Origin of the sequence: Streptomyces fumanus (genome assembly GCF_014655295.1) — a bacterium.
In the GTDB taxonomy this organism is placed as follows: domain Bacteria; phylum Actinomycetota; class Actinomycetes; order Streptomycetales; family Streptomycetaceae; genus Streptomyces; species Streptomyces fumanus.
This window is the reverse complement of sequence record NZ_BNBI01000003.1, coordinates 443,024-464,250: the sequence shown is the minus strand read 5'-3', so window position 1 is coordinate 464,250 and position 21,227 is coordinate 443,024. Positions and strand designations below refer to the sequence as shown.

Annotated in this window: 18 protein-coding genes; 11 read left to right on the top strand and 7 right to left on the bottom strand. The window is 76.3% G+C overall.

Translation table 11 applies throughout. The annotated features are described in order from the left end of the window. The first annotated feature begins 435 nt into the window (after positions 1-435). The gene (locus tag IE316_RS09235) at positions 436-1,686 is read left to right on the top strand and encodes a cation:proton antiporter (protein ID WP_190203677.1); all 1,251 of its coding nucleotides are present in this window, start codon (positions 436-438) and stop codon (positions 1,684-1,686) included. A 128-nt stretch (positions 1,687-1,814) separates the two neighbouring features. After that, positions 1,815-2,246, top strand: a complete 432-nt coding sequence (locus tag IE316_RS09230) for a hypothetical protein (RefSeq protein WP_190203676.1) — start codon at positions 1,815-1,817, stop codon at positions 2,244-2,246. A 122-nt stretch (positions 2,247-2,368) separates the two neighbouring features. Here IE316_RS09230 and IE316_RS09225 read toward each other — a convergent pair whose 3' ends face one another. Both IE316_RS09225 and IE316_RS09220 read right to left on the bottom strand, forming a co-directional pair. After that, positions 2,369-3,517 (bottom strand): S1 family peptidase, encoded by a 1,149-nt coding sequence (locus IE316_RS09225; RefSeq protein WP_190203675.1) that lies wholly within the window; start codon positions 3,515-3,517, stop codon positions 2,369-2,371. A gap of 172 nt (positions 3,518-3,689) precedes the next feature. Continuing rightward, positions 3,690-4,589, bottom strand: coding sequence for a hypothetical protein (locus tag IE316_RS09220; RefSeq protein WP_190203674.1), 900 nt, complete (start codon positions 4,587-4,589; stop codon positions 3,690-3,692). Between the two features lie 397 nt (positions 4,590-4,986). On the opposite strand from IE316_RS09220, the gene IE316_RS09215 reads away from it, so the two are divergent. From IE316_RS09215 to IE316_RS09205, 3 genes are read left to right on the top strand one after another with little or no spacing between them, the layout of a single operon-like run. Further along, complete coding sequence (locus tag IE316_RS09215; RefSeq protein ID WP_190203673.1) at positions 4,987-5,475, top strand: SRPBCC family protein; 489 nt, start codon at positions 4,987-4,989, stop codon at positions 5,473-5,475. Beyond that, positions 5,468-7,096, top strand: a complete 1,629-nt coding sequence (locus IE316_RS09210; RefSeq protein ID WP_190203672.1) for a phytoene desaturase family protein — start codon at positions 5,468-5,470, stop codon at positions 7,094-7,096. Before IE316_RS09215 ends, IE316_RS09210 begins: the two co-directional genes overlap by 8 nt. A gap of 10 nt (positions 7,097-7,106) precedes the next feature. Continuing rightward, the gene (locus tag IE316_RS09205; protein WP_190203671.1) at positions 7,107-7,982 is read left to right on the top strand and encodes an SDR family oxidoreductase; all 876 of its coding nucleotides are present in this window, start codon (positions 7,107-7,109) and stop codon (positions 7,980-7,982) included. Positions 7,983-7,986: 4 nt separating this feature from the next. Here the strand turns inward: IE316_RS09205 and IE316_RS09200 are convergent, their stop codons facing one another. Next, on the bottom strand, positions 7,987-9,588 hold the full coding sequence (locus tag IE316_RS09200; protein WP_190203670.1) for an FAD-dependent oxidoreductase: 1,602 nt from the start codon (positions 9,586-9,588) through the stop codon (positions 7,987-7,989). A 16-nt stretch (positions 9,589-9,604) separates the two neighbouring features. Further along, the gene (locus IE316_RS09195) at positions 9,605-10,792 is read right to left on the bottom strand and encodes a lycopene cyclase family protein (RefSeq protein ID WP_190203669.1); all 1,188 of its coding nucleotides are present in this window, start codon (positions 10,790-10,792) and stop codon (positions 9,605-9,607) included. 255 nt (positions 10,793-11,047) lie between these two features. Here IE316_RS09195 and crtI point away from each other — a divergent pair, with 255 nt between their 5' ends. From crtI to IE316_RS09170, 5 genes are all read left to right on the top strand, one after another. Continuing rightward, complete coding sequence (crtI, locus tag IE316_RS09190) at positions 11,048-12,544, top strand: phytoene desaturase family protein (RefSeq protein ID WP_190203668.1); 1,497 nt, start codon at positions 11,048-11,050, stop codon at positions 12,542-12,544. Further along, complete coding sequence (locus IE316_RS09185) at positions 12,541-13,515, top strand: phytoene/squalene synthase family protein (protein ID WP_190203667.1); 975 nt, start codon at positions 12,541-12,543, stop codon at positions 13,513-13,515. The genes crtI and IE316_RS09185 overlap by 4 nt, the downstream gene beginning before the upstream one ends. Beyond that, positions 13,505-14,506: a Rieske (2Fe-2S) protein gene (locus IE316_RS09180; protein WP_190203666.1), complete on the top strand. Its 1,002-nt coding sequence runs from the start codon at positions 13,505-13,507 to the stop codon at positions 14,504-14,506. Before IE316_RS09185 ends, IE316_RS09180 begins: the two co-directional genes overlap by 11 nt. Before the next feature lie 17 nt (positions 14,507-14,523). Further along, entirely contained in the window at positions 14,524-15,003 is a 480-nt protein-coding gene (locus tag IE316_RS09175; protein WP_190203665.1) for an MSMEG_6728 family protein, read from the top strand. Between the two features lie 78 nt (positions 15,004-15,081). Then, the gene (locus IE316_RS09170) at positions 15,082-16,017 is read left to right on the top strand and encodes a DMT family transporter (RefSeq protein ID WP_190203664.1); all 936 of its coding nucleotides are present in this window, start codon (positions 15,082-15,084) and stop codon (positions 16,015-16,017) included. Here the strand turns inward: IE316_RS09170 and IE316_RS09165 are convergent. Both IE316_RS09165 and IE316_RS09160 read right to left on the bottom strand, forming a co-directional pair. Continuing rightward, positions 15,981-17,474 carry an MFS transporter gene (locus tag IE316_RS09165; protein ID WP_190203663.1) on the bottom strand — a complete coding sequence of 498 codons (1,494 nt, stop codon included), beginning with the start codon at positions 17,472-17,474 and terminating at the stop codon, positions 15,981-15,983. The genes IE316_RS09170 and IE316_RS09165 overlap by 37 nt on opposite strands. A 241-nt stretch (positions 17,475-17,715) precedes the next feature. Continuing rightward, positions 17,716-18,756: a LacI family DNA-binding transcriptional regulator gene (locus IE316_RS09160; protein ID WP_190203662.1), complete on the bottom strand. Its 1,041-nt coding sequence runs from the start codon at positions 18,754-18,756 to the stop codon at positions 17,716-17,718. A 195-nt stretch (positions 18,757-18,951) separates the two neighbouring features. Between IE316_RS09160 and IE316_RS09155 the strand changes: the two genes are divergently transcribed. Then, positions 18,952-19,803 carry an RNA polymerase sigma factor SigF gene (locus tag IE316_RS09155; protein ID WP_190203661.1) on the top strand — a complete coding sequence of 284 codons (852 nt, stop codon included), beginning with the start codon at positions 18,952-18,954 and terminating at the stop codon, positions 19,801-19,803. 12 nt (positions 19,804-19,815) lie between these two features. Here the strand turns inward: IE316_RS09155 and IE316_RS09150 are convergent, their stop codons facing one another. Further along, on the bottom strand, positions 19,816-21,144 hold the full coding sequence (locus tag IE316_RS09150; RefSeq protein WP_190203660.1) for a lipase family protein: 1,329 nt from the start codon (positions 21,142-21,144) through the stop codon (positions 19,816-19,818). Between the last annotated feature and the right edge of the window lie 83 nt (positions 21,145-21,227).

Here is a 21,227-nt window from a genome sequence, read left to right as displayed (position 1 = left end):
GGGGCGGGGGGCCCGGGAAGCCGAAGGGAGTACCCGGGCGTGCCGTCCTCCCGCGTCCGGGTCGGCCGGTGGGCCGCAGCCGGGATCCCCGAGTCGGCTGCGGCCCGCCTCCGGGTCCGCCCCGTCCCGCACGGGCGTCGGCGACCGGTCCCGCGTGGGTGCCGACCGGCGGACGCGTGTGGGTGTCGACGACCGGCGGGCGCGCGTGGGTGTCGACCGGCCGGGGAAATGGGTGCCGACCCCGATGGCCTCCCCCGCCCCGTCCGGTGAGGGTTGAGGAACGCCGCGCTCCGCGCTCCCACGGCAGCGGAGCCGCCCCCCACACCCCCGTGCCCGGTGTCTTCCGGCCGCACGACGACAGACCGAGGAGGACCCGCATCCATCCCCGAAACACGCAGAGATCCCGACCCGCCGCGCGGTCGAAGGCGGTGAGCCGTGGGACACGCTGACACCCTGCTCGCCATGGGCGGCGCCTTCCTGGCCGCCGCCGTCCTGGCCCGGCTCGGCGGCCGGATCGGACTGCCGACCATCCCGCTGTTCATGCTCGCCGGCATCCTGCTCGGCCCGCACACCCCGGGTGTCGTCCTGGTCCAGGACGCGCACGACTTCGAGATGCTCTCGGCGCTCGGCCTGGTGCTGCTGCTGTTCTACCTGGGCCTGGAGTTCCACCTCGACGACCTCCGCGGCGGCGGCCGCAAGCTGCTCACCGCCGGCGGCGTCTACCTGCTGCTCAACGTCGGCGCCGGACTCGGCTTCGGCTTCGCCCTGGGCTGGGGGACGCGGGAGGCCCTGGTCCTCGCCGGGGTGCTGGGCATCTCGTCCTCCGCGATCGTCACCAAGATCCTCATCGACACCGGCCGCCTCGGCCGCCCCGAGACCCGGCTGATCCTCGGCGTCATCGTCGTGGAGGACATCTTCCTCGCCCTCTACCTCGCCGCCCTCCAGCCGGTCATCAGCGGGGCCCAGGGCGCCGGGGAGACGGCGCTGCAGGCGGGCAAGGCGTTCGGGTTCCTGCTGCTGCTGGCCGCCGCGGCCCGCTTCGGCACCCGGCTCGTCGGCCGCCTGATCGCCACCCGGGACGACGAACTGCTGGTCATCAGCTTCCTCGGCGCCGCCGTCTTCGTCGCCGGGGTCTCCGAGCTGCTGGGGGTCGCCGACGCCATCGGCGCGTTCATGGTCGGCCTCATCATCGCCGGGACGCCCTCCGGGCCGCGCGTGCGGGAACTGGTGCACCCGCTGCGCGACGCCTTCGCCGCGATCTTCTTCTTCGCCTTCGGGCTCGCCATCGACCCGGGCGACCTGGCCTCCGTCGCCGGACCGGTCGCCGCGGCGGCGGTGCTGACCCTGGTCATGAACGTCCTCGCCGGGCTGTGCGTCGCCAAGCTGTACCGCTACGGGCCCGAACCGGCCGCCGAGATCGCCACCACCCTGGTGGCCCGCGGCGAGTTCGCGCTGGTCCTCGCCGCGATGGCCGCGAGCGCCGGACTCGACCCCCGGCTCGCGCCCTTCATCGCCGGATACGTCCTCGTGCTCGCCGTCCTCGGCCCCATCGTCGCCGGCCGGGCCCAGGTGCTCGCGGCCGGCCTGCGCGCCGCCCGGGTACCGCTCCCGGCCGGGGGCGCGCCGCCCGACGACAGTGCGGCGGAACCCGCTCCGGCACGCCGGCCGGTGGAGGCCGAGCGGTAGGCGGCCCCGCCGGGTCCCGTGGTGCGTCCGGTCACCCTGGCCGCCGCCCGGACCGGCCCTCGGTAGGACAATCCTTCCGGAGGGCCGGCGGTGGCCGACGCCGCCCGGGACCGGAAGGAGCCGTCAGCATGATCGAGTGGGTGCCCCTGGGCAGTGGTCCGAGGCCGGTTCCCCGGCCCGTCGCGGCCCCCCTGGTGTGGGCGGCGGCCTTCGCGGGGGCGCTGGTCCTGGTGGCGGTGCTCAACACCGTCGTCGGGCCCGGCCGCCCGGGCCTCGCCCTGTCGGTGCTGTCCCTGCTGGCCGGCCTGCTGGGGCTCTGCGCCCGGTTCACGGCGGCCCCCGGCACGGCCGTGCTGTGCTGGCTGTCCCTCAACGGCTTCGCCGTCCCGCCCGCGGGCACCCTCACCTGGACCGGCTCCCGGGACACCCTCTGGCTGGCCTGCCTGTTCGCCGCGGCCGTGGCCGGCACGGCCCTGGCCCGGGTGGTCCACGCCCGCGCCGCCTACCGCCGGCTGAGCACCGCCCGGGGAGGCGAGATCCGCGACCCGTATCCCGAGTGAGCCCGGGGCCCGTACCCCGCGTGAGCCCGTCCCGTACTACGAATGAGCCCGGGACCCGCCGCCGCGCGAACGGGCCCCGGACGGGGGGCGGTACCGGGCCGCGGGCCCGGACAGGGGTGGGATCAGGCCGTGTGCAGCGTCAGCCCGTACCGGTTGAGGATCTCGTTGACCGGCTGGAACCAGGTCTCGCCGCCGCTGGAGCAGTTGCCCCAGCCGCCGGACGTGACGCCCTGCGCCTGGTCGCCGCTGATGAACGAGCCGCCCGAGTCACCGGGTTCGGCGCAGACGCTGGTCTTGGTCATCTGGTGGACGGCACCCTGGCTGTAGTTGACCGTCTCGTTCTTGGCCAGCACGGTGCCGCAGTGCCAGTGCGTGGTCGACCCGGACCGGCAGACCGACGCGCCGACGGGCGCCTCCGCCGAGCCGCGCACGAGCTGGTCGGGGACGGTGCCCCAGCCGAGCACGACCGGCACCGTCCACCAGCCGCTGCCCACGCTGACCCAGGCGTAGTCGTTGTCGGGGAACGAGGAGCCCTGGAACGTCCCGATGTACGAGCGGTCCCAGCCGCTCACCCCGGCCCCGGGCCCGCCGCAGTGACCGGCCGTCACGAACCCGCCGTGCACCGAGAAACCGATGGAGCAGCGCACGTTGCCCGTGTAGTAGGGGTCGCCGCCGACCGTGCCGGCCGCGTACGTGCGCGGCGTGCCCGGCACCGTGCGCACGGTGACCGGACCGGCCGCGCGGGCCCGGTCCAGGAAGCGCCGGACATCGTTGTCGGCGCGCTCGGCCGCGACGACCTCGACGACCAGGGAGTTGGCGGCCGGGTCGACGTGCCAGCCGCTGACGCCCGGGGGCGCGTCGAGCCGGTCGAGGCGGGCCCGGGCGGTGTCCAGGGCGCGGGCGCTGTGCTCGACGGTGCGGACCGCCGCGCCGGTGGACCGCACGGCCCGTACCGTCGTGGCGGGGGCGTCGGAGGTGACGGCCACGGTCAGCCGGCCCTCCTCGGCGTCGAACCAGGAGCCGCCGTAGGCGTCACCGGCGGCCCGGCGCGCCGCCGGTTCCAGGTCGGTGGCGCGGCGCTCGGCCGCCAGCCGGTCCTCGGCCTCGGCCCGGGTCAGGCCCAGGTCGCGCTGCATGGCCTGGAGGAGGCCGGGGGAGGCCGGCGGGGTGGGGGAGTCGTCCGCGGCGGCGGGCAGGGAACCGGCGGCGGTCCAACCGCCGAGGACGAGGAGGAGGGCCAGTCCGGCGTGCCGGAATCTGCTGCGTCTCATGGAGGGGGATGCCTCTCGTCGTTCCAGCAGGGTGGGGGTGGTGGAACAACCACGGTGTGAGAGCGCTCTCAGGAGGGCAGCTTAGCGAGCCGATGTTGATAGGTCCATGCCAATGCGATGACTTGAGCGTCTCCCCTCCGCGCAGCCCCGCGTCCCGCCCCCTCCCACCCCGTCAGCCGAAGCGCGTCCCCCCGTCGCGGTGCAGATCGCGTTCGGCGAGGATCAGGGCGCGTTCGCGGACGCAGTCGGCGTGGACGACGGTCTGACCGGGGTCGAGGGAGTCGATGGCGGTTTGCACGGCGGTCAGCGCCTCGTCGAACCGGCGCAGCCGACGCAGGGCCGACGCCCTGCGGTACAGGGCCTCCGCCCCGAGGCCGTCGGCGAAGGCCGGGGCGCGGAGCAGTTCGAGCATCCGTTCCGGCTGTCCGGGCAGGTCCTCGCCGAGCCAGAGCCCGTGCAGCAGGGCGTGCACGACCTTCTCGTCGTGGGCCGCGCGGGCCATGACGGCCGTCAGCAGTCCCAGCCCCTCGGGGCGGGAGCGGCCGAGCAGGGCGAAGGCACGCATGGCCTCGCTGTACGGGTCCAGGGGCCGGTCCACGCCGGTGAAGAACTCCTCGATCGCCGCGCAGCGGAAGTCGTAGCGCAGGGTGGTCAGGAAGCAGTGCCACAGGGCGCGTCCGTACGGCGTCGCCGGATCGGTCGCGGCCACGTGGCCGCCGGTCAGGAACAGCAGGGCGCTGCGCCCCTCGGCCCGCGCCCGCCACGCCAGATCGGCGGTGATCCGGGCCGACTCCTCCCAGCGGGCGTCCCCGCACGCCAGCCAGGTGGCCGCCTCCCGGGTCCAGTCGCGGCCCGAGCCGATCTCCTCGGCCACCCGGGTCCGTACCATCAGCCAGCCCCGGTCGCGCACCGCCCGGTCACCGGAGCGCAGCGCGCGGGTCACGGCGTCGGCGGCCCGGGGCAGCCGCCACAGCCCGCCCGCGGTGTGCTCGGCGACCGGCGTCGCGTCCGCCGACAGCGCGGCGACCGCCTCGACGGCCTGCCGCAGGGCGGGCTCCGGCTCCATGGACATCGGCGACCTCCGGACGGCAACGGCAACGGCAACGAGCGGCGAGGTCATCCCTCCCGCGCGCGGCGCGTCCCGTAACGCGCGCGTGGCGGCTCGCCGGAAGGTCCGGGTCGGGCCCATGGTCACCGGTGGCCTCCGGACGGCAACCGCAACGGACGGCCAGCGCATCCCTCCCGAGCGCGGCACCACCTCCCGTAACGCGCGCGTGGCGGCTCGCCGCCACGGCCGGGGCAGCCGCGCCCGCCCGTGGCCTCCGGGCGCCGACGGCGGCGAGCGGCGAGGTCACCCCGCCGCGCGCGGCGCCTCCCGTAACGCGCCCGCCGTGCTCCGGTTGGCCGGCCCCGGACGGGGCACTCAGTGCGGGACGCGGCAGTCGCGATCCGGGAACTTGGAGGAGCGCGTGGCAGTTCGGCATCGACTGATCCAGGCGAGCCCGCAGGAGGTGTGGGCCGTGCTCGCGGACGGCGAGCGGTACGCGGAGTGGGTGGTGGGCACCTCCGACGTCACCCCCGACCGGGGAAACTGGCCCGAGGTGGACTCCACCATCCGGTACGCGGTGCCCCTCGGGCCCCTGAAACTGACCAACGAGACGGTCGTCCGGCGCTGCGAGGAGGGCTCCGTGCTGGAGCTGGAGGCCAAGGCGGGCCCGCTCGGCACCGCCCGGATCGCCATCGAGCTGCGCCCCTGGGGCCGGGACACCCTCGTCCTCGTCGACGAGCACCCGCTGCGCGGCCCCGGCGGCCTGGTCCACAACACGGGCGTCGACCTGCTGATCCATCTGCGGCACCGCGCCATGCTGGCCCGGCTGGCCAAGCTGTGCGAGTCCGAGGCCGGTCACGCGGCCGGTCCCGGGACGGCCTCCGCGCGGCCCGGAGCGAGCCGTGCCTGACGCCGTCGTGATCGGCGCCGGGCCCAACGGGCTGGTCGCCGCCAACCTGCTGGCCGACGCCGGCTGGGACGTGCACGTCCTGGAGGAGCAGCCCGAACCCGGCGGGGCGGTGCGCCACGACGACCAGGTGGCCCCCGGCTTCGTCAACGACCTGTTCAGCTCCTTCTACCCGCTCGCCGCCGCCTCGCCGGTCCTCGCCGGGCTGCGCCTGCAGGACCACGGCCTGCGCTGGAGCCACGCCCCGCACGTGCTGGCCCACCCGCTCACCGACGGCACCTGCGCGGTCCTCGACCGGGACGTGCGCACCACCGCCGCCTCCCTCGACGCCTTCGCCCCCGGCGACGGCCGGTCCTGGCACCGGCTGCACGACGTGTGGGAACGCAACCGGCGGGACATCCTGGACGCCCTGTTCACGCCGTTCCCGCCGGTCCGGGCCACCGCCCGGCTGGCCGCCCGGCTGCGCGGCGGGGGCGGGCTGCGGCTGGCCCGCACCCTGGTGCTGCCGGTGCGCCGCCTGGGCGAGGAGGAGTTCCGGGGCGAGGGCGGCCGGCTGATCCTGGCCGGCAACGCCCTGCACGCCGACCTCGCGCCCGAGGCCGCGGGCAGCGGCGGCTTCGGCTGGCTGATGTCCATGCTCGGCCAGACGTACGGCTTCCCCGTCCCGGTCGGCGGCGCGGGCGCGCTGACGGCCGCCCTGGTCCACCGGCTGCGCTCCCGGGGCGCCACCCTGACCTGCGGGCGGCGGGTCGAGCGGGTCCTGGTCCGCGACGGCCGCGCGGTCGGCGTACGCACCGCCGACGGCGGCACGGTCACCGCCCGGCACGCCGTCCTCGCCGACGTGTCCGTGCCCGCCCTGTACGGCGAACTCGTCGACGCCGCCGACCTGCCCGCCCAGGTCCTCGACGACCTGCGGCGCTTCCAGTGGGACTTCGCCACCTTCAAGGTCGACTGGGCGCTGGACGGACCCGTGCCCTGGCGCTCCCCGGAGGCGGCCGGGGCCGGCACCGTGCACCTGGCCGACGGCGTCGACGAGCTGACCCGGTTCATGTCCCAGATCAGCCGCCGGCAGATCCCCGACCGGCCGTTCTCGCTGTTCGGGCAGATGACGACCGCCGACCCGTCCCGCTCCCCGGACGGCACCGAGTCCGCCTGGGCGTACACCCACCTCCCGCACGACGTCCGCGGCGACGCCGGCGACGAGGGGCTCACCGGACGGTGGGACGCCAAGGAGCAGGAGATCATGGCCGACCGGGTCGAACGCCAGGTGGAGCGGTTCGCGCCCGGCTTCCGCTCGGTGATCCGCGCCCGCCGCATCCTCGCCCCGCCGACCCTGCAGACCATGGACCGCAACCTGCACGGCGGGGCCATCAACGGCGGCACCACCGCCATGCACCAGCAACTGTTCTTCCGGCCGCTGCCCGGCACCGGCCGCCCCGAGACCCCGGTCGCCGGGCTCTTCCTCGCCTCGGCCGGCGCCCACCCGGGCGGCGGCGTGCACGGGGCGCCCGGCGCCAACGCCGCCCGCGCGGTGCTGCGCCGCAACCGCTGGGCCGCCCCGGAACGGCTGCAGCGCCTGCTGACCCGCCGCGACCGCAGCGGCGACCGGCGTCTGATCGGATAAGGAGCCGGCGATGACGGACAGCCCGCTGCGTGACCGTACCGTCGTGGTGACGGGAGCCGCCCGCGGGCTGGGCGCCGCGCTGGCCCGCGCCTGTGCCGGGCGCGGGGCCCGGCTCGCCCTGGTCGGCCACGAGAAGCCCGGCCTCGACGCGGTCGCCGCCACCCTGCCGACCCCGGCGGTGACCTGCGAGGCCGACGTCACCGACCCGGCGGCGCTGGACGAGGCGGCCGGCCGGGTGCGGGCCCGGCTCGGCCCGCCCTCGGTGGTCGTCGCCAACGCCGGCATCGCCAGGGGCGAGGCGTTCCTCACCTCCGACCCCGACGCCTGGCGCCGGGTCGTCGACGTCAACCTCATCGGCAGCGCCCACACGGCCCGCGCCTTCCTGCCGGACCTGCTGGAGACGGCCGGCTACCACCTCCAGATCGGCTCCTCCGCGGCGATCGGCGCGGCCCCCATGATGAGCGCCTACTGCGCCTCCAAGGCGGGCGTCGAAGCCTTCGCCCACGCGCTGCGCGCCGAGGTCGTCCACCACGGGGTCGCGGTGGGCTTCGCCTACCTCAACTGGATCGACACCGACATGATCCGCGACGCGGACCGGTACGCCGTCCTGCGCCAGGTGCGCGCCGGCCTGCCGCGCCCGGCCCGGGGCATCAGCTCGCCCGAGCACGTCGCCGCCCGGCTGGTCCGGGCGATCGAGCGCCGCCGTACCGCCGTGTACGTCCCCGGGTTCGTGCGGTTCGGGCAGATGGCGCGGGCCGCGCTGCCGTCCCTGGTGCTGCGGGTGTACCGGCGGGACGTGGCCCGGCTGGAGGCCCGGGGCGTCCTCGACCCGACCGGTCCGCTCGGCGCGGGCGGCCGGGCGGACCGGACGGCACCGGGGCGGTAGCGGCTCACGCCCCGCGCCGTCGCCGGTGCGCGGCGCCGCCCGCGCGGGCCAGGGCGCGCAGCAGCGGCGAGCGGCCCCGGTCGGGCACCGTCCACAGCGTCTCGCCCCGGACGCCCCAGCGGGCCAGCAGGGCGTTGGCGGCGAGCATTCCGGAGGTGGCGGCGCGTTCCATCAGGGCGACCGGCAGCCCGGTGCGGACCAGGTCCCCGGCGACGACCAGCGACGGGTCGGGGGTGCGGACGCCGGGGCGGTCCCGGTAGCCGCCGACCGGGAACAGCGGGCAGTCCGCGCGCCACTCGTGCCGGGCGCCGACGACCCCCGCGTCCCGGGTCTCCGGGTAGACGCGGTGCAACTGCCCGACGAGCCGCTTGGCCTCGACGTCCGGGACGGCCGCGGCGGGCAGCGCGTAGGCGTGCAGTTCGACGACCGAGCCGCCGGTCCGGGCCGCCCAGCGGGCCGCCTCGCCCTCCCAGCGGTCCAGGACGCTGATGTTGTCCAGCGTCCCGTAGCCGCCGGTGCCGAGGAACCCGGGGCGGTCCGGTGCCACCGGCCGGTCCAGCCAGAGCCGGGAGACCAGGAACGGCGGCGCGGTCCGCAGCCCCGCCACCCGCTCCCGCCACCCGGCGTCGCCGAGCCCGGGGGAGCGGCCCACCACCGCCTTCAGCCCCCCGGTGTCCAGCGCCAGCACGACGGCGTCGTGGCGCCGGGTGCCGGAGCCGCCGTCCACCTCGTGCCCGCCGCCGGGCAGCGGACGTACCGACGCGACCTCGGTGGCCGTGCGCAGCTCCACGCCGTGCGCGGCGAGGTACCCGGCCAGCGGGTCCCACAGGGCCTGCGGGAACGGCTCGCGCACCACGTCGAACAGCAGGCCCTCGCTGGAGCCGAGGAAGTAGATGTGGAACATCAGCGCCATCTCGGCGGCCGACAGCTCCCGGGGGTCGGCGAAGAAGCTCCGCGAGAACACCTCGAAGGCCAGGTGCCGGGCGGCGGCGGGAAACCGCAGGGCGTCCAGGAAGTCCTGGGCGCTGACGTGGTCGTAGCGGGCGTGGACCGCGCGGGTGCTGATGTCCAGCAGGGGCAGCGCGGCGGCCGGGCGCAGCGCGGCCAGGTCCCGGAGCCCGAAGCTGGGGCTGAGCGCGACGAAGCCGAGGGCGCTCCACGGCGGGGTGCGCGGCACCCGCCGGAAGCCGTCGCGGAAGCCGTCGGCGTGCACCAGCGGGTAGTCGGGCAGCCCGGTCAGCCGGTCCAGGCCGGGGTCGGTCCGGCGCAGCAGGCACCGCAGGTTGTAGTACTGGCGGAAGAAGGCGTGGAAGCCCCGGCTCATCGTGGCCCGGGTGCCGTCGGGCAGCGCGACCGGCCACCCGGCGACCCGGCCGCCCAGCACGGGTTCGCGTTCGTACAGCACCACGCGCACCCCGCGCTCGGCGAGCACGGCCGCCGCCGCCAGTCCCGCGATGCCGCCCCCGACCACCCCCACGGACGGCGCCCCGCCGCCGATCCGCTCCCGCCCCGGCGGCGGCGCCAGCATCCGGGCCCGCCGGTCCCGGCCCGGCGGCCGGGGGGCGCGGCCCGCTCGCGGGACGGTGAGGTACGGGTACGGGGGCATGGGCGGGGCTCCTGGGTCAGGGGGCGGGGCGGCGGCGCAGCCAGGGCAGTTCCGCCGCGGTGCGCAGCATGGGCGGGACGGGGACCCGGACGCCGACCGCGAGGTCCTCGTACAGCCCGGTCCGGCCGTCGAGGAAGCGCAGCAGGCGCCCGGCCGGCACCCGGGCGAACAGGCGCAGGAAGAGGTCGGGGCCGTCGACCCGGCCGGTGTCCAGGGCGCGCAGCAGCACCGCGTCCATCAGCCGGGCCCGGCCCCGGTGCGCGGCCGGCGGCGCCGGGTGGCGGCCGGCGCGCACGGCGGTGGCGACCGCCTCCGTCTGCCGCTGCACGGCGGCGAAGGTGTAGCCGGTGGCGGGCCGGGTCGCCCCGCCCGCCACGCCGATCCGGAAGACCGGTCCGGACGGCCGGGGCCAGGCGGCGTCGGTCATCGGGATGACGCCCTGTTCCGTCGCCAGGACCCGGGCGGCCCCGGCGCCCAGGACGCGGCCGGTGTAGTCGTCCAGGGCCAGGTCGTACGCCTCCGGGGTGAGCGGGGCGGGCCCGAACTCGGTGTACTCGACCAGGGCCGTGCGGCGGCCGGTGGGCAGGACGTACCCGAAGGACAGGCCCCGCTCGGGCTGCCGGGTGCGGAAGTCCATCAGCTCCACCACCCCGGGGTCGAACACCGGCCGTTCGGTGCGCACGAACCAGCCGCGGAAGTGCTGGAGCAGCCGGGTCCGGGCGGGCGGCGGGCGCTCCGGCGGACGGGAGTCGAACACCCAGCGGGCCCGCAGCTCCAGCGGGGCGCCGTCCGCACCGGTGGCCCGCACCCGCGCGCCCCCGCCGGGCAGCGCGGTCACCGCGCCGACCGTGGCGGTCAGGCGCCGCAGCCCCGGGCGCCCGGCCAGATCGGAGTCGACCAGGGCCTCGAAGTCGTCGGAGCGGATCATCTTGTACCGCTCCGGCGCGATGTGCCGCCGCACCACCGTCCCGTCCCGGCCGCGCACCCGCAGCCACTCCCAGGACGCCGTCACCGCCCGGTCGAAGCGGCCCGCGCCCGGCTCCCAGAAGCACCAGGTCCGCGCGGGCGGGGTCAGCGGCCCGGCGGGCGCGGTGAGCAGGACGACGGACGGGGCCGGGCGGTGCGGCGCGGGCACCGGCAGCCGGTGCGCCAGCGACAGGCCGGCCGCCCCGGCGCCGACGATCACGATGTCCGCGTCCCGCACACCCGCCTCCTCGCCGTCGGCCCGCCGCCCGGGAGTATGCCCCGCGCGTGCCCGGCCCGGACCGGGGCACGCGGCGGGCGGCGCGCCGGGTGTCCGCCGCGCGGGTGAGCGGCGTACGTGATCGGACCAACCCGGGTGCCGCCTCTCCCGGCCGGGGAAGGTGTAGCGCCGTACCGTTCCGGCGAGCCCAGCGACGAGAGGACACGGGATGCAGGGGACCCGACCCGGCCGGGTACGCGCCCGCCGGGGGCCGCGATGACCCGGACCGTGCCCGGGCGCACCGATCACGTCGTGGTGGTCGGCGCGGGGCTCGCCGGGCTCTCCGCCGCCCTGCACCTGCTCGGCGCCGGGCGGCGGGTCACCGTCGTGGAGCGCGAGGCGCTGCCCGGCGGACGGGCCGGGCGCCTGGAGCGCGGCGGCTACCGCATGGACACCGGGCCCACCGTGCTGACCATGCCGGACCTGGCCGACGAGGCGTTCGCGGCAGTCGGCGAACGGCTGCGCGACCACGTCGACCTGATCCCGCTGCACCCCGCCTACCGGGCCCGCTTCGCCGACGGCAGCTCCCTGGACGTGCACACCGACGCGGCCGCCATGGAGGCGGAGGTCGAACGGTTCGCCGGGGCCCGGGAGGCGGCCGGATACCGGAGGCTGCGGACCTGGCTGACCCGGCTGTACGCCGTGCAGCGGCGCCGGTTCATCGACGCCAACTTCGACTCCCCGCTCGGTCTGCTCACCCCCGACCTGGCCAAGCTGGCCGCCCTCGGCGGCTTCGGCAGGCTGGATGCGCGCATCGGCCGGTTCCTGCGCGACGAGAAGCTGCGCCGGGTGTTCTCCTTCCAGTCCCTGTACGCCGGGGTGGCACCGGCCCGGGCGCTGGCCGCGTACGCCGTCATCGCCTACATGGACACCGTCGCCGGGGTCTGGTTCCCGCGCGGCGGCATGCACGCGCTGCCCCGGGCGCTGGCCGCCGCGGCCGCCGGCGCCGGCGCCGAGCTGCGCCTGGGCCAGGACGTCACCGCGCTGGAACGCTCCGGCGACCGCGTCACCGCCGTCGTCACCACCGCCGGCCGGGTGCCCTGCGACGCCGTCGTCCTCACCCCCGACCTGCCGGTCGTCCACAAGCTGCTGGGCCGCCGCCCGCGCCGCCCGGTCCGTCTGCGGCACGCCCCGTCCGCCGTCGTCCTGCACGCCGGCACCACCCGCACCTGGCCCCACCTGGCGCACCACACCCTGTCCTTCGGCGCCGCCTGGGAGCGCACCTTCGACGAACTCACCCGCACCGGCACCCTGATGAGCGACCCGTCCCTGCTGATCACCCGCCCCACGGCCGGCGACCCCACGCTCGCCCCCCAGGGCCGGCACCTCCACTACGTCCTCGCGCCCTGCCCCAACACCGACATCGGACCGGCCGCCGACACCTGGCACGCCCTCGGGCCCCGCTACCGGGCGAGCCTGCTCGCCACCCTGGAACGCCGGGGGCTGACCGGACTGGCCGCCGCCATCGAGGAGGAGTGCCTGGTGACCCCCGCCGACTGGACCGCCCTGGGGCACGCCGCCGGAACCCCGTTCTCGGTGGCCCACACCTTCGCCCAGACCGGCCCCTTCCGGCCCCGCAACCTGGTGCGCGGCACCGCCAACGCGGTCCTCGCGGGCTGCGGCACCACCCCCGGCGTCGGCGTGCCCACCGTGCTGCTCTCCGGCAAGCTCGCCGCCGCCCGCATCACCGGCCGGCCGGGCGGCCCCCGGTGACCCGCCGCGAACTCGACGCGGCCGGCGTCACCGACCCCCGCCTGCGCGCCGCCTACGCCCGCTGCCGGCGGCTCAACGCCCGCCACGGCCGCACCTACTTCCTGGCCACCCGGCTGCTGCCCGCCGACCGCCGGCCGGCCGTGCACGCCCTGTACGGGTTCGCCCGCCACGCCGACGACATCGTCGACGACCTCCACGCGGACGCCACCGCCGCCGAGCGCGCCGCCGCCCTGGACCGGCTCGACGCCCGGCTGCGCGCGGCCCTGGCGGGCGGCCGCCCGGCCGGTGAGCCGGTGGTCCTCGCCGTCGCCGACACCGCCGCCCGGTACGCCATCGACCCCGCGCACTTCACCGACTTCATGGCGTCCATGCGCAGCGACCTCACGGTCACCGACTACGCCACCTACGCCGACCTGCGCGCCTACATGCACGGCTCGGCCGCGGTCATCGGCCTGCAGATGCTGCCGGTGCTGGGCACCGTCACCGCCCGCGCCACCGCCGCCCCGCACGCCGCCGCCCTCGGCGTCGCCTTCCAACTGACCAACTTCCTGCGGGACGTCGGCGAGGACCTCGACCGGGGCCGGGTCTACCTCCCGGCGGACCTGCTGGCCGCGCACGGCGCCGACCGGGCCCTGCTGGAGTGGAGCCGGCGCACCGGCCGCCACGACGCGCGGATCACCGCCGCGCTGCGGGCCGCCGAGGACCTCACCCGGTCCGTCTACCGCCAGGCCGCGCCCGGCCTGGCCATGCTGGACCCGGTGGCCCGGCCCTGCATCCGCACCGCCTACGTGCTGTACCGCAACATCCTCGACACCATCCGGGAGGGCGGGCACGCGGTGCTGCACCGGCGGGCGGTGGTGCCGCGCCGGCGCCGCGCGGCCGTCGCCGCCGACGGGCTCACCCGGGCGCTCGCCGCCCAACTGCGCGCCCGCCGCACCCACGACCCGCGGGAGGACACGGATGAGCACTGAACCCCGTAACGGCCGCTACCCCTTGCGGCTGGGCCGCCCGGTGCGCTGGGAGCGGCAGCGGCCGACCTGGCGCGAGGCCCGGCCCGCCGTCATCGACGCGGCCCTGAAGCGGGCCCTCGCGCGCCCCGGCGGCAACTGGTACGTCGTCGGCGCCGCCCCCGGCGCCCGGCCCGGCCGGCCGCTCGCGGAGACCGTCGCCGGCGTCGAGGTCGTCCTGTGGCGGGACGCCCGGGGCCGCCTGGTCGGCGGACCGGGGATCTGCCCGCACCTCGGCGCCCCGCTGGCCGGCAGCCCGGTGCGGTGCGGCACCCTGGTCTGCCACTGGCACGGACTCGCCCTCGACGGCACCCCGTACGCCGGATGGGAACCCCTCCCCGTCCACGACGACGGCGTGCTCGCCTGGGTCCGCCTGGACCGGGCCGGCGGCGAGGAACCCACCGACGCCCCCGCGCCGCCGGTCCGGCCGCCGCTCGCCTCGGCCGTCCGGTCGGTGTGGCGGGGCGTCGGCCGCTGCGCCCCCGAGGACGTGCTCGCCAACCGCCTCGACCCCTGGCACGGCGCCTGGTTCCACCCGTACTCCTTCACCGACCTCACCGTGGTCGCGGAACCCGGCGGGAGAGACGCGGACGACCGCTTCACGGTGGACGTCTCCTTCCGGGTCACCCGGCGCCTGGTCGTCCCGGTCCGAGCCGAGTTCACCGCGCCCGGACCCCGTACCGTGGTCATGCGGATCACCGAGGGCGAGGGCACCGGCTCGGTGGTCGAGACCCACGCCACCCCGCTCGCCCCCGACGACCTGGGCCGGCCCCGCACCGCCGTCACCGAGGCCGTCCTCGCCACCTCCGACCGGCCCGGCTTCGCCCTCGCCCGGCGGCTCGCACCCGCCCTGCGGCCCCTGATGAGCGCCGCCGCCGGCCGCCTGTGGCGCGACGACCTCGCCTACGCCGAACGGCGCCGGCACCTCCTCGACCGGGGCCTCTTCCCCGGCTGACCCGCGAGGAGCACACCGTGCAGACCTTCCTGCCGCACCCCGGCTTCCACGAGTCGGCCCTCGTCCTGGACCGCCGCCGCCTGGGCAAACAGCGCGTCGAGGCGCTCCAGGTGCTGCGCGGCCTGACCGTCCCCGGCTACGGCTGGCGCCGGCACCCGGCGGTGCGGATGTGGACCGGGTACGAGGAGGCCCTGGTCCGCTACGGCCTGGAGATCTGCCGGGTCTGGCGGGAGCTGGGGCACCAGGACAGCGTCGCCGCCTCCCTCGTCGCCGGGCTCGCCGACCTCCACCCCGGCGCGCCCGTGCGCGACCAGGCGACGCTGGCCCGCGCCGGGGAGCTGCCGCCCTGGCTCGGCGACGAAGCCTTCCACGTCAGCCACCGCTCGGCCCTGGTCCGCAAGGACCCCGACACCTACGCCCCGCTCTTCCCCGGCGTCCCCGACGACCTGCCCTACCTCTGGCCCGACTCCGACCGGCCGCCGCGGCACGACATCTGACCGCGGCTGATTGGTCCCCGACAGCGCCCGCCAAGTGGTCCTCGAAGGGGGACCACCGCGGTCCCTACCGTCGCTGTCATGAACGCCACCACCACGCGCGGCGCCCTGTCCGCCGCGTTCGCCTGTGTCCTCGTCGGCGGCTCCTTCACCGCCAACAGCCTGCTCGGCGCCTACCCGTACGCGGGCGGCCAGTTCCTGCGCTACGCGCTCGCCTGCGCCCTGCTGGTGCCGCTGCTCGACCGGGCCGACGCCAGGAGGAGGCTGGCCGCGCTGCGGCCCCGGCAGTGGGTGCGACTGGCGCTGCTCGCGGCCGTCGGCATGGTCGGCTTCAACCTGGCCGTCCTCGCCGCCGAGCGCACCGCCGAACCGGCGGTCCCCGGCGTCCTGGTCGGCTGCGCGCCCGTCGTGGTCGCCGTCCTGGTGCCGTTGCTGGACGGCCGCCGGCCCCGGCGCCCGGTGCTGTACGGGGCGCTGCTGGTGGCCGTCGGGGCGTTCACCGTGCAGGGCTGGGGCCGCACCGACGGCGCGGGGCTCGCGTTCTCCGGCTGCGCCCTGCTCGGCGAGGTCGGCTTCGCCGTGCTCGCCGTGCCCGTCGTCCGTCCGCTGGGGCCGAAACTGCTGTCCGCCGCCGTGTGCGCGATCGCCGCCGCCGAGTCGGCGGCGGCCGGGGTGCTGGCCGACGGAGCCGGGTGGCTGCGCGTGCCGGACGGCACCGAGGCGGCGGCGCTGCTGTGGCAGGCGGTCGTGGTCACCGTCGTCGGCTTCGTCTGCTGGTACAGCGGGCTGCGGCGGCTCGGCGCCGAGCGCGCCACCCTGTTCTCCGGGCTCATCCCGGTCGCCGCCGCCGGTACCGCCCCGCTGGCCGGCACCGGCGCCTACGGTCCCGCCCAGGCCGCGGGCAGCGCCCTGGTCTGCGCCGGGGTCGCCCTCGGGTCGGGCGCGCTGTCCCGGCGCCGCCGCGCCGCGCCGGGCGGGGGTCAGCGGACCTTGGAGCGTTCCTTGGAGAAGCGGTAGAGCTCCTGGGAGGTGCTGATCAGCTCCCGCTGCTCGGTGCGCGACCCGACCATCGGCTGCGAACCGTGCAGCGGCACCTGCGCGCTCTCCGGCAGGAACTTCACGGTGATCAGCCCGATCGCACCGGCCACCATCAGGTAGTACGCGGGGACCAGGTCGTCGCCCGAGACATTGACCAGGGCCTCGGTGAACAGCGGGGTGGTGCCGCCGAACGCGGCGACGGCGAAGTTGAAGCCGATGCCCATCGCCGCGTACCGCACCGCCGTCGGGAACAGCGCGGGCAGCGTGGCGGCGCTCGGCGCGGCGAAGCAGGCCAGCAGCGTGGACAGCAGCAGCACCCCGAGGACCGGCCCGGCCGTGCCGCCCGCCTTGAGCAGCAGGAAGGCGGGCACCGCCAGCACGATCATCGCCGCCGCGCCGCCCGCGTACAGCGGACGCCGGCCCACCCGGTCGCTGAGCCGGCCGAGGAAGGTGATCAGCACCACGATCCACAGCATCCCGATCAGCACCAGCACATCGGCGAAGCTGCTGGAGCGGCCCAGCGTCTCGGTCTGGTACGTCGGCAGGTAGCCGGTGACCATGTAGTTGGTGACGTTGTAGAGCAGCACCAGGCCCATGCAGACCAGCAGCGGCCGCCAGTGCCGCCGGACGATGGTGCGGAACTCGCTGCCCGCCGACTCCTGCGCGAGGCTCTTCTCGTGCTCGTCCAGTTGCTGCTGGAAGGCGGGGGACTCCTCCAGCTTCATCCGCATGTAGAGGCCGATGACGCCCAGCGGGCCGGCGATCAGGAAGGGCAGCCGCCAGCCCCAGGAGAGCATCTGGTCGTCGCTGAGCGCCAGGTTCAGCACGGTGACCAGCGCCGAACCGAGGGCGTAGCCGACGAAGGTGCCGAAATCCAGCCAACTGGACAGGAAGCCGCGGCGGCGGTCCGGCGAGTACTCCGCGACGAAGGTGGTGGCGCCGCCGTACTCGCCGCCGGTGGAGAAGCCCTGCACCATCCGGGCGAGCAGCAGCAGCACCGGGGCCGCGATGCCGATCGTGGCGTAGCTGGGGATCAGGCCGATGGCGAAGGTGCCGGCCGCCATCATGATCATGGTGGTGGCGAGCACCTTCTGCCGGCCGATGCGGTCCCCGAGCGGGCCGAAGACCAGACCGCCCAGCGGACGGACCACGAACGCCGCGGCGAAGGTCGCGAACGAGGAGATGAGCTGGGCGCCCGGGGAGGCGCCGGGGAAGAACACCTTGCCGAGGGTGGCGGCGAGGTAGCTGTAGACCCCGAAGTCGAACCACTCCATGCAGTTGCCGAGCGCGGAGGCGCCCACCGCGCGTTTGAGCAGGGGCGCCTCGACGACCTGTACGTCCTCCTCGCGGAAGGCGCCCTTGTTCCGCCGCAGCCGACGGGTCAGCTCGTCCCGGACCTGCCGGGGCAGCTTCGCGACTGCTTTCGGCGTCTTCATCCGGCCCAGGGGACCCGACCGGCCGTCGGGCTTGGCGTCGACCACACTGCCGCCTTTCTGTTCCGTTCACTGCTTTCGCCTGAGCGAATTCTGTGCCGCACTGATCGTCCGGCGCACGCCAGGGCTGCTGCCCCGGCTGACCGCGCCCACACGGGGCCGCTGGTGTGCGCCGGACCACGCAGGACGGACGGGACGGCGGGGGCAGGGCCGAACAGGTGGCGGGGGAGGGGAAGCGGTCCCGTTACCGCGAGCCGGCGCCGGGGCGGGCGGGGCCGCCGCTGCTCTCCCGGACGACGAGCCGGTGCCCGGTCACCTCGTCCCGGGCCGGTGCCGCCTCCGGCCGGTCGACGCGGGCCAGCAGCAGCGCCACCGCGGCCCGCGCGATCGCCTCCTTGTCCGGCGCCACGCTGGTCAGCGTCGGCACGCTGAACCGCGCGGCCTCGATGTCGTCGAACCCCACCACGTCGAGGTCGCCCGGCACCGACCGCCCGGCCTCGTGCGCCGCCCGCAGCGCGCCCAGCGCGAGCTGGTCGTTCATGCACAGCAGCGCGTCCGGCGGCCGGGGCGCCCGCAGCACCCCGGCCGCGGCCCGGGCGCCGTCCCGCCAGTGGTACTCCGCGACCGGCACCACCAGTGCCGGGTCGAACGGCAGCCCGGCCGCGGCCAGCGCCGCCCGGTGGCCGTCGGTGCGCAGCCTGCCGGTGCCCTGCCGGCCCCGGACCGCGCCGCCCAGCACGGCGATCCGGCGGCGGCCCCGGGCCAGCAGGTGCTCGGTGGCCTCCCGGGCGGCCCGGACGTTGTCGATGCCCACGTGGTCGGTGCCCCCGTCGGCGGGCCGCTCCCCGAGCAGCACCACCGGCAGCCGCCGGTCCCGTCCGGCCAGGTCCTCGGGGAGCAGGGCCAGCGGGCTGAGCACCACTCCGTCGGAGAACTGCGCGTCGAAGCCGCGCAGCGCGGCCAGCTCCCGCTCGCGCACCCCGCCGGTCGGGTGCAGCAGCACGGTCAGGCCCCGCCGGTCCGCCTCGGCCGTCACCCGCTGGGCCAGCTCCGCGAAGTAGGCGATGTCCAGCTCCGGCACGGCCAGCGTGATCATGCCCGTACGGCCCCGGCGCAGTTGCCGTCCGGCCAGGTTGACGCGGTAGCCGAGCGCCTCGATGGCCTCCCGGACGGCGGCCCGGGTCCGTTCCGACACATGCTCGAAGTCGTTGATCACATTGGAGACGGTCTTGGGGGAGACGCCCGCGTACTCCGCCACGTCCTTGATCCTGGGTCTGGCCGTCACGACCGCTCCTCACTCGCCCGCCGCCGCGATCGTACCGACCGGTCCCGGGGCCGCCCCCGGACCGGAGGTGCCCCGGTCCGCACCTCCGGATGTGACGAGCGTCACCAGGACTGTCCGGGCGAAGTCGGGGTAAGCGACCTGTTGCCGGCGCGCACCGGCACGGCACGGGGACCGGACGACTCGGGAGGGCACATCATGACGGCGGCGACGACGCGGAAGACGGACGTCCAGGAGGAAGCGGTCCGGCTGCCCACGGTCGCCGACCCCTCGAAGGTGGCCCCCAAGGACGCCCGCGAGCTGTCGCGGCTCTTCTTCGACCAGCTCGCGGTGCTGGAGGAGGGCACGCCCGAGTACCAGTACGCGCGCAACACGCTGATCGAGATGAACATGTCCCTCGTGCGGTACGCGGCCTCCCGGTTCCGCAGCCGGGGTCCGGAGGAGCGCGAGGACATCGTGCAGGTCGGCATGATCGGCCTGATCAAGGCGATCGACCGGTTCGAGCTGACCCGCGAGGTGGAGTTCACCTCCTTCGCCGTGCCCTACATCGTCGGCGAGATCAAGCGGTTCTTCCGCGACACCTCCTGGGCGGTGCACGTGCCGCGCCGGCTCCAGGAGGCGCGGGTGGAGCTGGCCAAGGCGACGGACGAGCTGCGCAGCCGCCTGGGCCGCACCCCGACCGTGAAGGAACTGGCCGAGCTGATGAGCCTGTCCGAGGACGAGGTGGTGGAGGCCCGGCTGGCCGCCAACGGCTACAACTCCTCCTCCCTGGACGCCGCGCTCGGCGGCAGCGAGGACGGCGAGACCGTGCTCGCCGACTTCATCGGCACCGAGGACGCGGCGCTGGAGCTGGTGGAGGACTTCCACGCGCTCGCCCCGCTGATCGCCCAGCTCGCCGACCGCGACCGGCAGATCATCCACATGCGGTTCGTGGAGGAGCTGACCCAGGCGCAGATCGGCGAGCGGCTCGGCGTCTCCCAGATGCACGTCTCCCGGCTGCTCTCGCGCACCCTGGCCAAGCTGCGCGAGGGCATGCTCACCACCAAGTGAGCCGGGAGCGGTTCAGGGCAGCAGCGGCAGGGCGCGGCAGTTGGACCCGGCCGGCTCCCCGGAGAGCCGGTCGGTGAGCCAGGAGATCGCGTCGCCCTGGTCGCTCAGCAGCGGCCCGAAGTGGTTGAGCAGGGAGTTGCCGACGCTGGGCAGCAGCACCGGGTCGTAGCTGACCTTGCCGCCCAGCGCGCACCAGTCGGCGGCCATCCGTCGGGCCTGGCCGTGCGGCACCAGATCGTCGTTGACGCCGGTGGCCACCCGGACCGGGCCCGCCGGCTTGAGGGTGCCGATGCGCTGCTTGGCCAGGAACGCCTGGAGGACGGGCTCGGCCTCGATGATCTCGCCCAGCGACTGCCCGGTGGTGGTCCAGGAGCTGCTGCGCCGGTAGGCGTAGCCGAACAGGGCGTCGCCCACGCACGCGGTGGACAGGTCCTCCAGCGCCTTCCGGCCCGCCGGGTTGAGGTAGCGGTCGGCTATCGGCCGCAGCGCCGGCTCGGTCTGCAGGAAGCCGTTGAGCGACCAGCCCAGCGCGCCCGCCAGGTCGCTGCCGTCTATGCCCTCGGTGACCTCGGTCAGATCGGCGGGCGGCGCACCCGAGTAGGTGCCCGCGAGTTCCACGTCGGGGGCGTAGGACGGCTGGAGCTCGGCCGCCGCGGCGGTGGCGCCGCCGCCCTGGCTGTAGCCGAACAGCCCCACCGGCGAGTCCTCGGTGACGGAGGCCGACTCCAGGGACCGGGCGGCGCGTACGGCGTCCAGCACGGCGTGCGCGCCGTCGACGCGGTTGACGTAGGTGTGCAGCCGGTCGGTGGCGCCCAGGCCCACGTAGTCGGTGACGACGACCGCGACGCCCCGGGCCAGCAGCCGGTAGACCGACAGGTCCTCGTAGCCGACCGACACCGTCTCGCCGTTGAGCCGCAGCGGGTGCTCCAGGCCCATCGAGGCGGCGCACTGGTCGCCCTGGCCCATGGTGCCGGGGGCGACCACCACCAGCGGGCGGGGGCCGTCGCCGCGCCACTGGGCGGTCGGTTCTATGTAGGCGCCGGTGACGGCGACCGGGCCGCCGCCGGCGTCCGTGGACTTGTACATCAGCCGGGTGGCCCGGCCCGGCAGCGGGCCGCCCAGGCTCGGCAGGCTCAGGGCGAGGCGGAGCGGCTCGGTGCGCACCAGCGTGCCGTCGGCCCCCGGCAGCGTCGACGGCGGGTTGTAGAACTCCGGTATCCGCACTCCGCGGGAGATCACCGACGCCGAGGCGTCGGCCGCCGCGGCGGGGACGGTCTGGGCGCCGAGGGCGAGGGCGACGGCGGCGGTGGCCGCGGCGAGCAGGGTCGGGCGTGCGGGCATGGCGGACCTCCTGGGGAAGCGCTGCACCGGTGGGGGTGACGGGACCGTACCGAGACAGGGGTTACCCCGGGTAGCACCCGGCA